Source organism: Maricaulis sp. (assembly GCF_017643475.1).
Taxonomy (GTDB): Bacteria; Pseudomonadota; Alphaproteobacteria; order Caulobacterales; family Maricaulaceae; genus Maricaulis.
Genome location: NZ_JAEPNI010000001.1, coordinates 55,141 through 67,730, shown reverse-complemented (window position 1 = coordinate 67,730; position 12,590 = coordinate 55,141). Strand labels below are relative to the sequence as shown.

Here is a 12,590-nt window from a genome sequence, read left to right as displayed (position 1 = left end):
GGGCCAGTTTGTAAACACCGTGTTAACCTTTGTGGCCCGATCGCCAGTTCGGACTTGCACGAAACAGGCGCTGGGAGTTTGTTCAACGCATGGAAAACACTGATTCCGTCTACATTTCCGAGCAGCATGTCGTTGACGCGCTGATCGAGGACCGGGCACCGAAACTGATCCACACGCCTCTGTGGCCGATGATCAAGGCGGTGGGATATCCCATGCTTGGCTACAGGCGTGCGGTGTGGATGGCGGACCAAATTGCCGGGCTGACCGGCACGCAATGCCTGGAATGGATGTCCCAATTCCTCGCGCTGGACACGGATGTGACGGGGCTCGAGCACATTCCCAAGGAGGGGGCATGTGTGATCGTCGCCAATCACCCCGGCGGGATTGCAGATGGCCTGGCGCTCTGGGATGCGATCAGGGCCCGGCGACCGGATGCTGTCTATTTCGCCAATCGCGATGCCCTCAAGGTCTGTCACGGGCTGGAAGAGCGCATCATTCCGGTCGAATGGCGTGACAATGAACGAAACCGCTCCCAGTCACGCGAATTGCTCAAGCGTTCATTCGCCGAGTTCAAGGCGGGCAAGTGCGTGGTGATCTTTCCGTCGGGACGCATGTCCGAGTGGAACTGGAAAGAGCGGCGGCTCAAGGACAAGGTCTGGCACCCGACGGCCGTCAGCATGGCGCGCAAGTTCAAGGCCCCGATTATCCCTCTCGCCGTTCGCCAGCGCATGCCCTTCCTCTATTACCTGCTTGCCCAGATAAACGAGGAGCTAAAGGACATGACCATCTTCCACGGTCTGATGGGCAAGAAGGGCGCGAAGTATCGACTGGACTTTGCAAAGCCTGTCGATGTCGCGGAGCACGGCGGGACTGACGCCGAACTGACACTCATGCTCCGCGATATTTGTGAACGTATCGCCTTGGAATAAAGGGCACACAGCAAAAACCCCGCAGCGGACACTGCGGGGTTTTCTGGTTCTGCTGAGTCAGCAGGCCTAGCTTTCCCGCTCGACCATCATCTGCTTGATCTCGCCGATCGCCTCTGCCGGGTTGAGACCCTTCGGGCAGACCTGGGCGCAGTTCATGATGGTGTGGCAGCGATAGAGCTTGAACGGGTCGTTGAGATCGTCCAGGCGCTCGCCGGTGGCTTCATCGCGGCTGTCCGCCAGCCAGCGATAGGCCTGCAACAGGGCTGCCGGGCCCATGTATTTGTCGCCATTCCACCAATAGGACGGGCAGGAGGTCGAGCACGAGGCGCACATGATGCACTCGTAAAGACCGTCCAGCTTTTCACGATCCTCGGGGGATTGTTGCCACTCCTTCTCCGGTGCCGGCGTATCGGTCTTCAGATACGGCTTCACCGCCGCGTGCTGGGCGTAGAATTGTGTCAGATCCGGCACCAGGTCGCGAACCACCGGCTGGTGCGGCAGCGGCGAGACGGTGATCGTGCCGTTATACTCCTCGATGCCGGAGGTGCAGGCGATGGTGTTGCGGCCGCCGATATTCATCGAACAGGAGCCACACACGCCCTCACGACAGGAGCGGCGGAAGGCCAGGGTCGAATCGACATTGTTCTTGATCCACAACAGGGCATCGAGAACCATCGGGCCGCAATCATCCATGTCCACCTTGTAGGTGTCCCAGGACGGGCCCTGTTCGCTTTCCGGGTCGTATCGATAAACCCGGAAAGTGCGGGTGTTCTTGGCACCGTCCGGCTTGGGCCAGGACTTGCCCTTCTTGGGCTGGGAGCCTTTGGGAAGTGTGAGCTGAACCATGGTGATCTTCCCCTAGTAAACCCGAGCCTTGGGCTCGATATAGGCAATGTCGTTGGACATCGTGTAGGTGTGGACCGGGCGGTAGTCGATGGTGACCTTGCCGTTTTCGTCACACCAGGCGAGCGTGTGTTTCATCCACTCATCATCATTGCGATCCGGGAAGTCTTCGCGGGCGTGTGCGCCGCGGCTTTCTTCACGGTTGGCCGCACCGTTGACGGTGACGGCTGCCTGGCTGATCAGATTGTCCAGCTCGAGCGTTTCCATCAGATCCGTGTTCCAGACCATGCTGCGGTCATTGATGCCAATGTCCGGCATGCCGGAATAGACGTTCTTCATTGCCTCGACGCCCTCATCGAGGACCTCGCCGGTACGGAAGACGGCACAATTGGTCTGCATCGAACGCTGCATTTCCAGGCGGATCTTCGCCGTCGGAGTCGAGCCCTTGGCGTTACGGAAGCGGTCGAGGCGATCCAGCGTGTTCTGGCCTTCAGAAGCCTTGAATTCCGGCTGGGTCGCGCCCGGTGTCACGGTCTCACCGACCCGCAGGCCTGCCGCACGACCGAAGACCACGAGGTCGATCAGCGAGTTGGAGCCCAGGCGGTTGGCACCATGGACAGAGACACAGGCCGCTTCACCGACAGCCATCAGGCCCGGCACGACCGCATCCGGGTCATCGCCCTTCTTGGTCAGCACCTCGCCGTGATAATTGGTCGGGATGCCGCCCATATTATAGTGAACCGTCGGCAGGACCGGGATCGGTGCCTTGGTCACATCAACGCCGGCAAAGACCTTGGCGCTTTCCGAGATGCCCGGCAGGCGCTCGGCCAGGATAGCCGGGTCGAGGTGATCCAGGTGCAGGTGGATGTGATCGCCATTGGCGCCCACACCGCGACCTTCGCGGATCTCGACGGTCATCGAGCGTGAGACGACATCGCGGGAGGCGAGATCTTTCGCGGACGGGGCATAACGCTCCATGAAGCGCTCGCCATTGGAATTGGTCAGATAACCGCCTTCACCGCGGGCCCCCTCGGTGATGAGGACGCCGGCGCCGTAAATGCCGGTCGGGTGGAATTGCACGAACTCCATGTCCTGCAGCGGCAGGCCAGCGCGAAGGACCATGGCATTGCCATCACCGGTACAGGTGTGCGCCGAAGTCGCGGAGAAATAGGCACGGCCGTAACCACCGGTCGCCAGGATCACTTTCTGGGCGCGGAAACGGTGCAGCGTTCCATCGTCCAGCTTCCAGGCGGTGATACCGCGGCAGACACCGTCATCGTCCATGATCAGGTCGAGGGCGAAATACTCGATGAAGAATTCCGTCTCATTGCGCACGGACTGGCCGTAAAGCGTGTGCAGGATGGCGTGACCGGTCCGGTCTGCCGCTGCACAGGTCCGCTGGACCGGGCCTTCGCCGAAATTGCGCGTCATGCCGCCAAAGGCACGCTGATAGATCTTGCCGTCCTCGGTGCGCGAGAAGGGCACACCCCAGTGCTCCAGCTCGTAGACCGCGTCCGGCGCGTTACGGCAGAGATATTCGATGGAGTCCTGGTCACCCAGCCAGTCCGAACCCTTTACGGTGTCGTACATGTGCCAGCGCCAGTCATCCTCACCCATATTGCCGAGCGAGGCGGAAATGCCGCCCTGGGCTGCGACCGTGTGGGAGCGGGTCGGGAAAACCTTGGTGATACAGGCGGTCTTCAGACCGGCCTGGGAAGCACCGAGAGCGGCGCGCAGGCCGGAGCCGCCAGCGCCAACGACCACGACGTCATAGGTGTGATCAATCCAGTTGTATTCGGCCATGTGTGTTGTCCGTTACAGCGCAATCTTGACGAGGCAGAAAACCGTGGCGAGCCACAGTCCCGCTGTCAGCAGCGTATTGCCGATCAGCAGGGTGAATTTCATGCCAGCTTTATGGATGTAGTCCTCGATCACCACCTGCATACCCATACGCATGTGGTAGAAGGCCGCAGTCAACGTCAGCAGGGTGACAATGGCGCCGGCGGGCGAGGCCAGGAATTCCCGGGTCGCAGCCGGGTCCGGCGCGCCGGACATGGCCAGCATCCATACGAAGACCGGCGCCAGCAGGAACATGGCGACAGAGGAAACGCGGTGGGCGATCCAGTGTCCGGCGCCGTGGCCGGAGGCGCCGAGGCCGCGCACTTTCGAAGTCGGGGTGCGATAATCAGACATCATCAATTCCCCAGGTTGAGCCACAGCAGCGCGGTCGGGATGACCGCGCCGAGCAAGATCATGACAGAGCGGCGGTTCGACCCTTTAGGATCAAAACCCTTGCCGATATCCCATAATAGGTGACGCAGGCCATTGAGCCAGTGATAGCTGACCGAATAGGTCAGGGCGATCAGGCCAAAGCGCGTCACCCAGGCCATCCAGCCCTCGAACAGGAAGGCGACAGCGCCCTCGGCGCCGAGCGCCAGCAGGATGAACCAGATGGCAATCGCGACAGCACCAACATAATTGGCGATACCGGTTGCGCGGTGGAGGATGGACGACGCCATGGTCGCATGCCAGCGCCAGACCTGCAGGTGTGGCGACATCGGTCTCGGATCGGACCAGTCGGAAGACATGTGGCAGCCTTTCTTCAGTGTTCCGCTTACGTAACCGCAAAGCCCCGTTGCGGTTTAAGAGGGGTCTGAGGCGCACAATAGGCCGCTTTATGTCAGGGTCAACGCAAGCGCAGCAAGCCGCTGACAACATACCGACAGAATTAGGAAAACGCTCATTTTGTTGCGAATGGGTCGCAGCGGCGGGCGGTTTTGGCTGACGCGCAAATCAGGCCTAAGCTCCGGCAGGCTAGAAAGGGGTGACCATGTCTGAATCCAAGCGACACGGCGTCGTTACCGGCGCTGTCAGCGGTATTGGTCGAGCGACTACCGCCCGGCTGGTGCGCGAAGGCTGGCATGTCTTTGCAACCGTGCTGGACCAGGCGGAGGCGGATGATGTCAGCGATGCCTTTGGCGACAGCGTGACGGCGCTGGTCATGGACGTCACCGACGAGGAATCCGTTGCTGACGCGGCCCGCGCCGTACGTGACGCCATGGGTGAGCAACGTCTTGCCGGTCTCGTCAACAATGCCGGCATCGCCCTGGGCGGCCCCGCGATGGAATTGCCGATCGAGGAGTTCCAGCGGCAGATGGAGGTCAATGTCATCGGTGTGATGCGGGTGACCCAGGCTTTTGGCGGATTGCTGGGCATGGATCCGGAACGCCAGGGCAAGCCGGGCCGGATCATCATGCTGTCCTCGGTGGCCGGTCAGCTCGGTGCGCCCTTCATGGCCCCTTACGTGGCGTCGAAACACGCCGTTGAGGGCCTCTGCAAATCCCTGCGGATCGAGCTTCAGCACTACGGGATTGATGTCGTGATGGTCGGGCCGGGGCCGGTACGGACACCGATCTGGGAAAAGGCCCAGGAGGTGGACGCCACGCCCTATCACAATTCCCCGCTCTACAAGCCGATGGTCGGATTTCGTGATTATCTTAGCCATATCGGCGCCAATGGGCTGGAGCCGGAAGTGATCGCGGACCGGATTTACAAGGCCCTGACCGAGGCCGCGCCGCGCTTGCGTTATGCGGTTGTTCCTCAGCGCTTCGCCAACTGGACCCTGCCCAAGCTCCTGCCGGAAAAATGGATTGATCGCATGATCGCCAAGCGCACCGGGATTGTCGAAGACTAGAGCGCTATAGCTTTCGCCCGGAAACACACTAGCTTGCCCGCAAAGGGAGAACGCCATGTCCAAACAGCCAAAAACCGCCGTCGTCACCGGAGCTTCGACCGGGATCGGCTATGCCTGCGTTGAAAAACTGACTGGCAAGGGCTGGCAGGTGTTTGCCGCCGTCCGCAAGGATGAGGACGCCAAGCGCCTGACGGACGCCTTTGGTGACAAGGTTACGCCCCTGATGATGGATGTGACGGATCCGGCGGCGATCGATGCGGCCGCCGTCAAGGTGCGCAAGGCGCTCAACGGACGCACGCTCAACGGTCTGGTCAATAATGCCGGCGTGGCTGTTGCGGGGCCGTTGCTGGAGCTGCCGATCGAGGATTTCGAGCGCCAGATGGCCATTAATGTCACCGGCCAGGTGCGCGTGACCCAGGCCTTCGGGCCGCTCTTGGGGGCGGATCTTTCGCTGGAGGGGCCTCCCGGCCGCATCGTGATGATGTCATCCATGGCCGGAGAGATGGGTGCACCCTTCCTCGCGCCTTATGCCGCCTCGAAACATGCTTTGGAGGGGATCTCGAAATCCCTGCGTCGCGAACTCAATGTGTTCGGGATCCAGGTTGTGGTTATCGGCCCCGGTGCGGTGGCGACGCCGATCTGGGCCAAGTCCGACGAGGTGGATGTCTCGGCCTATGAAAACTCGATCTTCTATGACGCGCTGGTGCGCTTGCGCAATTACATGTCCAAGTCCGGCCCTGAAGGCTTCCCGCCGTCCAAGATCGCCGACCGCGTCTTCCGCGCCTTCACCGATGCCAAACCGCGCTTCCGCTATGCCATCGTTCCGCAGCGCTTCATGAACTGGTCGCTGCCGCGCATGCTGCCCGCGCGCAAGGTGGATGAGATCGTGACCAAACGCCTCGGATTACACAGGGTTCGGAAATAGGCCGTGTTTTCGTAATGTTCGGACCAATACTCCTGTGGCGTGTGGCTCAGGCTGAGGGAACCGAACAAAAATGTCCTTGATGATGGCGAGCAGCGCGGCTGCTCTGGTTATGGCGCTGCAAACGGCGCCGCAAGTTCACTATCAATTGTCGATCGAAGAAGGCGCGGATACGCGCCCGGTGGTGACGGTGGAACTTCGTTTCGATGGCGAAACGGACGGGTCCACGGATCTTTATCTACCCGATAACTGGGGCGGCGAGACCGAGCTGTGGAACGGCATCCAGTCTCTGGTGGCCGAGGGTGCAGATATCTCGCAAGGTGATCAGCCGCGCGTTCGTGTGCTGACCCACGCTCCCGGTGCCGCGTTGACCGTACGTTATCAGCTTGTGCAGGACTGGCAGGGTGTGCCCAATGCCGAGCAAAGCAATTATCGCCCCATCCTGCAGCCCGGTTTTCTTCACCTGATCGGCAATACGTGGATCGCCGAGCCGGACCTCGGGTCGGACAAGGCGGTGACCATGGATCTGCAGGCGCCGGAAGGCTGGACCCTGGCCAGTGACATGGATCATGGCGTTTCGACGATGGATGACATCATGTCCAGCGTCCTGGTCGCCGGGGATTATCAGGTTTTCACCACGGAACTGGACGGCGCTGCCATTCGCACCGGCATTCGCGGCGAGGGCTGGCCGATGAGCGAGCAGGCGTTTGCGGACGAAGTTGCGCGTGTGGTTGCCGCCAGTCATGCCTATTGGAACACGCCTGTGGAACCGTATTTTGTCTCGATCATGCCGGTCGATGCGCCGGAGAACTGGCAGAGCCTGGGCGGAACCAATCTGGGAGACAGTTTCGCCTTCTTCGCCACGCGCAATCTGGATCCGTCCATGCTCACCGAGATCCTGACGCACGAGCACACGCATACCTGGATGCCCTTGCGTCTGGGTGGGCTGATTGATGGTGATGAACAGCCGTCTGAATACTGGCTCTCTGAAGGCTTTACGGAGTTCCTGACCCAACGTGTCGGCGTCAATGGCGGCCTGTGGACCGCGGAGGAGTCCATTGCCTCCTGGAATGGTGCCTTGCAGGAATACTGGACCTCGCCGGTCAACGACCAGCCCAATTCCGCCATCACCACGGGGTTCTGGGCCGAGCGGGACTATCAGCGCCTGCCGTATCTGCGTGGAATGATGTTTGCCGCCCGGGCCGAGGCGCTCATCCGCGAGGCCACGCAGGGGCAGCGCGATCTGGATGATGTTTTCCAGCACATGCTGAATGTCGAAGAGGGCGTCACCGCCCCCCAGGCTTTCCTGCCCGCGGTACAGGCGGTTGCGGGTATCGATCTGAGCGCAGAGATCGAGCACTATATCAACCAGGGCAATCTGGTGGATATCCCGGCTGACGCGTTTGGCGCTTGTGGCGAGGTTGTGACCCTGGATCAACCGGTCTTTGAATACGGGCTGACATGGGGCGATCCGCTTGAGGATGGTCGCCGTCCCCTCGAAGCGGTGGAATCCGGGACCAATGCCGAACGTGCGGGCTTTCTGCCGGGCATGTTCCTGATCGAGCGTGTGGGCGGTGCCTATGGCGATGCCAGCCAGGAAAGCGTCTTCCGGGTCGAGCATGAGGGTGAAATTCGCGAAATCGGCTATCTGCCGACCAATGGCGAGACCTTCCCCCTGCAACAGATCATCGTCGCCGATGATGTGGATTGGCAGGCCTGCACACGCGTTCTGGCCGGCCGGTAATCACATCGCCCTTGCTCTTTGGGTCCGGTTCGCGCAAGTCTGCGGCGAATTGGATCCAATGGAGGGGTGAGATGATCAGCACAAAATTCTGGATGACGGGTAGCGCGGTCATGGCGTTGGCCCTGGCGGCCTGTTCGCCGTCCGCTGACGCGCCGGCCACCAGCGATGTCGCCAGCGACACGGCAGAAACCAGCAGCCCGGCTGCTGAAGCGCCGACTGAAAATGCCAGCGAAGACAGCTTGGCCTTTGTCCAGCTGGTTACGGATTATGAAGCGCACCAGGAAGCCAATTCCAACACCCGTCGTGGCCAGGAGGGCGATCTGGAGGCGTTGGCGTCCTGGGATGATATCTCTGCGGATGCCCAGGCAGCCGATAATGCGGCGGATGTCGCATTCCTGGAGCGCCTCGAGGCGATTGATGCCAGCCAGCTGACCCAGTCCGAAAAGGTCAGTCATGCCGTGCTGGACTATATCCTTCGCTTCTCGGTCGAGCTGTCCCAGTACAATACCAGCCGCATCCCCTTCCTGTCAGACAGCGGTTTCTTCTTCACCCCCTCCTACGCGGCCGCCTCGACGCGCCCGCGCACGATCGAGGAAGGCGAGGCCTGGATCCGCCGGATCGAGGGCATTGACGGCTATTTCGGTCAGAATCTCGACTGGATGACATCAGGCCTGAATGACGGTTTCACCCAGCCGCGGATCATTGCTGAAGGCGCCATCTCCCAGCTTGAAGGCCTGTTGGCCGACGCGGTGCTGGAAGGTGTCCTGATCATGCCGATCGACAATATGTCCCCGGCGCTGGATGCGGATGAACGCGCTCGCCTGCGGGCAGAGGCGCTGGCGGCGATCCGTGATCATGCCATTCCGGCCTATCAACGAGTGCTGGACTTCTTCAATGCACAGTACATGCCGGGGTCGCGCGACAGTATCGGTATTTCCGAAGTGCCGGGCGGCCGCGAATACTACCAGTCGCTGGTGCGCTATCACACGACGCTGGATACCTCTCCGGAGGAGGTGCACCAGCGCGGACTGTCCGAAGTCGCGCGCATCCGCGCCGAGATGGAAGAGGTGATCGCCGAGACGGGGTTTGAGGGCACGTTCGCAGAGTTTCTGGAGTTCCTGCGTACCGACCCGCAATTCTATGCCCAGAGTGAGGAAGAATTGCTGATGCACGCCGCCTGGATTTCCAAGCGCGCGGATGATGCGATGCCGGCCTTTTTCGGGCATTTGCCGCGCCTGCCCTATGGTGTGCGCCCGGTGCCGCCGAGCATGGCGCCGACCTATACGACCGGGCGTTACTGGCCGGGCAATAGCGAGACGGGTGTGGCCGGCGGCTACATGGTCAACACCTATAATCTCTCCCAACGTCCGCTCTATGTGTTGCCGGCGTTGAGTGTGCACGAGGCCGTACCGGGGCATCACCACCAGATCGCGATTGCGCAGGAGCTGGAGGATGTTCCCGACTTCCGACGCAATACCTACATCACTGCTTTCGGCGAGGGTTGGGGGCTCTATACGGAGAACCTGGCCATCGACATGGGACTCTACCGGACGTCGTACGAGAATTTCGGGCGGCTGACCTATGAGATGTGGCGTGCCTGCCGTCTCGTGGTGGATACCGGCATGCATTACATGGGCTGGACGCGCGAGGAGGCTGAGGCTTGCCTGCTGGAGAACTCCGCCCTGGCACCGCATAATGTTCGAACCGAGGTCCTTCGCTATATCGCCTGGCCGGGACAGGCCCTGGCCTACAAGACCGGTGAGCTGTTGATGCGCGATCTGCGTGCGGAAGCGGAAGAGCGTCTTGGCGCGCAGTTCGACATTCGCGCTTTCCATGACACCTTGCTGGAAGACGGCTCCATGCCGCTCTCTGCGCTGGAAGCAAAAATGCGCAGCTGGATCGACGAACAGGAAGCGGCCATCGAATAAGCCGCTCACCACGCGGAGCCGGCGGTAAAACCTTCCGGTGCGGCCGCGGGCGTCCGTTTTACGAACGAAAAAGGGCGGCCCGGGAGCCGCCCTTTCCTGTTTGTTGCTTGCGTCCGATCAGTATTGACGGCGCAGGGTCACACCGATGGTGCGCGGCTGGTTGGTGCGGAAGGAGAGGCGTGCCCGGCCGCCGCGTTCGCGGTCGAAGGACAGGTTCGCATTCTCGTCCATCACATTGTCGACGAAGGCGGTCAGCTGGGTGTTGCCCCAGTCGAGACCTGCCGACAGATAGCCGATGCCGTAAGGATCGAGGTGCAGGTCGACCCAGTTGCTCTCATTGCCGGTAGCACCGCCAAACGGCAGTCCGGAGAAAAACTGGCCTGCGCCGGTCTCCTGGTCGCTTGGCTGTGTGTAGCCGTCACCGACATGCTGGTAGGATGCGGTGAAGAAGCCTTCAGCACCTGATCCGGCCCAGCTGGCATCATAGGTGTAGACCGCGCTGACGGACATCATCAGCTCCGGTGTGGACGCCAGGCGGTTGCCTTCTCGAATGCCGGCGAGAACGGTGTTCGTGCCATCGACGACGGTGGAATCGAACTCTGCTCTCACATAGGTGCCGGCGAAGGCCACGAAGAGATTGTCGGTGAGCTGGTTTGAGAATTCGAGCTCAAGACCACCCGCATGGGCCTCTTCAACGTTGAAGCTGACACGAGAGGAACAGGAGCCCGCGTCAAGCGTGACCTGAAGGTTCTCGATGTCATTGTGGAATACGGCGGCATTCAGTGTCCAGCCATTGGCCTGGCCCTTGATGCCTGCCTCATAGTTCCAGGACGTTTCATCATCATAATCCTGGAAGCCACCGAAGATCGCCTCGTCCGCGGCCGTACACAGGGTGGAGTTCAGCGGGTCATTGACGCCGCCGAGACGGAAGCCCTGGGCTGCCTGGACGTTGAATGTGAACGTGTCATTCAGGTCATGACTGAAGATGAAACGGGTATTGATTCCATCCGACGCGGTTGAATCCTGGACGTTGGAGAAGCCGGAGGAGAACAGTCCGCCCTGGGAGATGGTGCGGTTCTCCTCGAAGTCATACCAGCGACCGCCAAAGGTCACACGGGTCCGCTCTGAAGCGTGCCAGGTGGCCTCACCAAACACCGCAAACTGATCGATATTATAGTCGAGATCAGCACTGTAGGGGCTGTCGGCCGGGAAACCGTTCAGCGTGCCTGCAGCGGTGCCTGCGCCAAGCGTTGCATCGGTGGCAGCATCATATCCTGGAGTGGGCAGGCGCTGTTTGTAGTTGCGCTCGACGTCGGAGAAGAAACCGCCGACGATCCAGTCGAAATCACCATCGCCCGTCGAAGCCAGGCGCAGTTCCTGGGTGAACTGGGTCAGTTCGGTCGTGTCGCGCAGGTTGGACGGCAGGAGGACTGCCGCATCAGCGTAGCCAAGGTCCACAGAGACCGAGCCGGTCAGCGCGGAGGCGTCACGGCTGACGAGGATGGAGCGATCCATGAAGCTGGTGACAGAGGTCAGGGTGAAACCGTCATAGTCCACCTCAACCGTCAGGTCGGCCAGCATGGTCTCGTCTTCGAAACCTTCCTGAAGCAACAGATACTGCTCGCGTGGACCCATGGTGATGGCCGGGCGGGTCGTTGTGTGCTCATTGGCGAACAGATTAAAGCGTTCCTGGCGATTGAAACCGTCTGCCTGGATCTCCTGGTAAACGATCCGCGGTGTGACCCGCATATTGTCGCTGACATCCATGGCAAGTGCCGCACGAATACCGGTGCGATTACCGCCATTGACGTCCTCGGTGCGCGAGCCGCCTTCGCCCAGCGCATCGATAAAGCCGCCATATTCCGTATGGTAGGCCGCGATACGCAGTGCGGCCGTATCCCCAACCGGGAAGTTGACCATGCCCTTGAGGTGGCCACCCATTTCGCCATCTTCGACGCTGTTCACCTCGAACTCGGCTTCGGCCGAGTACTCGCCGATTTCCGGCTGGTTGGTGATGTAGCGAATGGTGCCGCCGATGGAGCCCGAACCAAAGAGCGTGCCCTGCGGGCCACGCAGTGTTTCGACGCGGTTGAGGTCGTAGAGGTCGAAATCCGGTGTGAAGAGCGAGAGCGAGATAACGGATTCGTCGAGATAGACACCAACCTGTTCCTTCACGCCCGGCTGGTCGCGGACGATCTGGCCGGCGGAGACACCGCGAATGGAAACCTGGCTCTGGCCTGGCCCGAGATTCTGGATGTTCAGACCGGCAACATTGCGGGCAATGTCCTCGATTGAACCGGCGCCGGTTGCGCGGATGTCTTCCGCGGTTTGTGCGTTGATGGAGAACGGAACTTCCTGCAGCGATTGCTCGCGCTTGGTTGCCGTTACAACGATCACTTCAGTGTCTTGAGCGAGCGTGGGTGCCGCTAAAGAAGCCGCAAGTACAACTGCCAGAGCAGTTGAAGCGAGCACTCCAGACTGTTTCATTTTATCTCTCCCCGGGGGTTTTTGTTGGAATGATTCCAAGTTG

At 60.8% G+C, this 12,590-nt stretch carries 10 protein-coding genes; 5 read left to right on the top strand and 5 right to left on the bottom strand.

The genetic code is table 11. The features are described from left to right. The first annotated feature begins 89 nt into the window (after positions 1 to 89). Positions 90 to 929, top strand: a complete 840-nt coding sequence (locus JJ889_RS00300; protein ID WP_291890756.1) for a 1-acyl-sn-glycerol-3-phosphate acyltransferase — start codon at positions 90 to 92, stop codon at positions 927 to 929. A gap of 66 nt (positions 930 to 995) precedes the next feature. Here JJ889_RS00300 and JJ889_RS00295 read toward each other — a convergent pair whose 3' ends face one another. From JJ889_RS00295 to sdhC, 4 genes are read right to left on the bottom strand one after another with little or no spacing between them, the layout of a single operon-like run. Continuing rightward, on the bottom strand, positions 996 to 1,775 hold the full coding sequence (locus JJ889_RS00295) for a succinate dehydrogenase iron-sulfur subunit (RefSeq protein ID WP_291890755.1): 780 nt from the start codon (positions 1,773 to 1,775) through the stop codon (positions 996 to 998). Positions 1,776 to 1,787: 12 nt separating this feature from the next. Next, positions 1,788 to 3,575: a succinate dehydrogenase flavoprotein subunit gene (sdhA, locus tag JJ889_RS00290; protein WP_291890754.1), complete on the bottom strand. Its 1,788-nt coding sequence runs from the start codon at positions 3,573 to 3,575 to the stop codon at positions 1,788 to 1,790. A 12-nt stretch (positions 3,576 to 3,587) separates the two neighbouring features. Beyond that, positions 3,588 to 3,965: a succinate dehydrogenase, hydrophobic membrane anchor protein gene (gene sdhD / locus JJ889_RS00285; RefSeq protein WP_291890753.1), complete on the bottom strand. Its 378-nt coding sequence runs from the start codon at positions 3,963 to 3,965 to the stop codon at positions 3,588 to 3,590. Between the two features lie 2 nt (positions 3,966 to 3,967). Next, on the bottom strand, positions 3,968 to 4,360 hold the full coding sequence (gene sdhC, locus JJ889_RS00280; protein ID WP_291890752.1) for a succinate dehydrogenase, cytochrome b556 subunit: 393 nt from the start codon (positions 4,358 to 4,360) through the stop codon (positions 3,968 to 3,970). A gap of 242 nt (positions 4,361 to 4,602) precedes the next feature. On the opposite strand from sdhC, the gene JJ889_RS00275 reads away from it, so the two are divergent. The 4 genes from JJ889_RS00275 (at position 4,603) to JJ889_RS00260 (ending at position 10,060) form a co-directional block, all read left to right on the top strand. Then, positions 4,603 to 5,466 carry an SDR family NAD(P)-dependent oxidoreductase gene (locus tag JJ889_RS00275; protein ID WP_291890751.1) on the top strand — a complete coding sequence of 288 codons (864 nt, stop codon included), beginning with the start codon at positions 4,603 to 4,605 and terminating at the stop codon, positions 5,464 to 5,466. Between the two features lie 55 nt (positions 5,467 to 5,521). After that, positions 5,522 to 6,391, top strand: a complete 870-nt coding sequence (locus JJ889_RS00270; RefSeq protein ID WP_291890750.1) for an SDR family oxidoreductase — start codon at positions 5,522 to 5,524, stop codon at positions 6,389 to 6,391. A 70-nt stretch (positions 6,392 to 6,461) separates the two neighbouring features. Next, complete coding sequence (locus tag JJ889_RS00265; protein WP_291890749.1) at positions 6,462 to 8,132, top strand: hypothetical protein; 1,671 nt, start codon at positions 6,462 to 6,464, stop codon at positions 8,130 to 8,132. A 71-nt stretch (positions 8,133 to 8,203) separates the two neighbouring features. After that, on the top strand, positions 8,204 to 10,060 hold the full coding sequence (locus JJ889_RS00260) for a DUF885 family protein (RefSeq protein ID WP_291890748.1): 1,857 nt from the start codon (positions 8,204 to 8,206) through the stop codon (positions 10,058 to 10,060). Positions 10,061 to 10,177: 117 nt separating this feature from the next. Here JJ889_RS00260 and JJ889_RS00255 read toward each other — a convergent pair whose 3' ends face one another. After that, positions 10,178 to 12,547 carry a TonB-dependent receptor gene (locus JJ889_RS00255; RefSeq protein WP_291890747.1) on the bottom strand — a complete coding sequence of 790 codons (2,370 nt, stop codon included), beginning with the start codon at positions 12,545 to 12,547 and terminating at the stop codon, positions 10,178 to 10,180. Between the last annotated feature and the right edge of the window lie 43 nt (positions 12,548 to 12,590).

What these genes read in the sequence shown, in the direction of transcription:
- JJ889_RS00300 (WP_291890756.1), top strand. Translation starts at nt 90, where the DNA reads ATGGAAAACACTGATTCCGTCTACATTTCCGAGCAGCATGTCGTTGAC.
- JJ889_RS00295 (WP_291890755.1), bottom strand. Translation starts at nt 1,775, where the DNA reads ATGGTTCAGCTCACACTTCCCAAAGGCTCCCAGCCCAAGAAGGGCAAG.
- sdhA (WP_291890754.1), bottom strand. Translation starts at nt 3,575, where the DNA reads ATGGCCGAATACAACTGGATTGATCACACCTATGACGTCGTGGTCGTT.
- sdhD (WP_291890753.1), bottom strand. Translation starts at nt 3,965, where the DNA reads ATGTCTGATTATCGCACCCCGACTTCGAAAGTGCGCGGCCTCGGCGCC.
- sdhC (WP_291890752.1), bottom strand. Translation starts at nt 4,360, where the DNA reads ATGTCTTCCGACTGGTCCGATCCGAGACCGATGTCGCCACACCTGCAG.
- JJ889_RS00275 (WP_291890751.1), top strand. Translation starts at nt 4,603, where the DNA reads ATGTCTGAATCCAAGCGACACGGCGTCGTTACCGGCGCTGTCAGCGGT.
- JJ889_RS00270 (WP_291890750.1), top strand. Translation starts at nt 5,522, where the DNA reads ATGTCCAAACAGCCAAAAACCGCCGTCGTCACCGGAGCTTCGACCGGG.
- JJ889_RS00265 (WP_291890749.1), top strand. Translation starts at nt 6,462, where the DNA reads ATGTCCTTGATGATGGCGAGCAGCGCGGCTGCTCTGGTTATGGCGCTG.
- JJ889_RS00260 (WP_291890748.1), top strand. Translation starts at nt 8,204, where the DNA reads ATGATCAGCACAAAATTCTGGATGACGGGTAGCGCGGTCATGGCGTTG.
- JJ889_RS00255 (WP_291890747.1), bottom strand. Translation starts at nt 12,547, where the DNA reads ATGAAACAGTCTGGAGTGCTCGCTTCAACTGCTCTGGCAGTTGTACTT.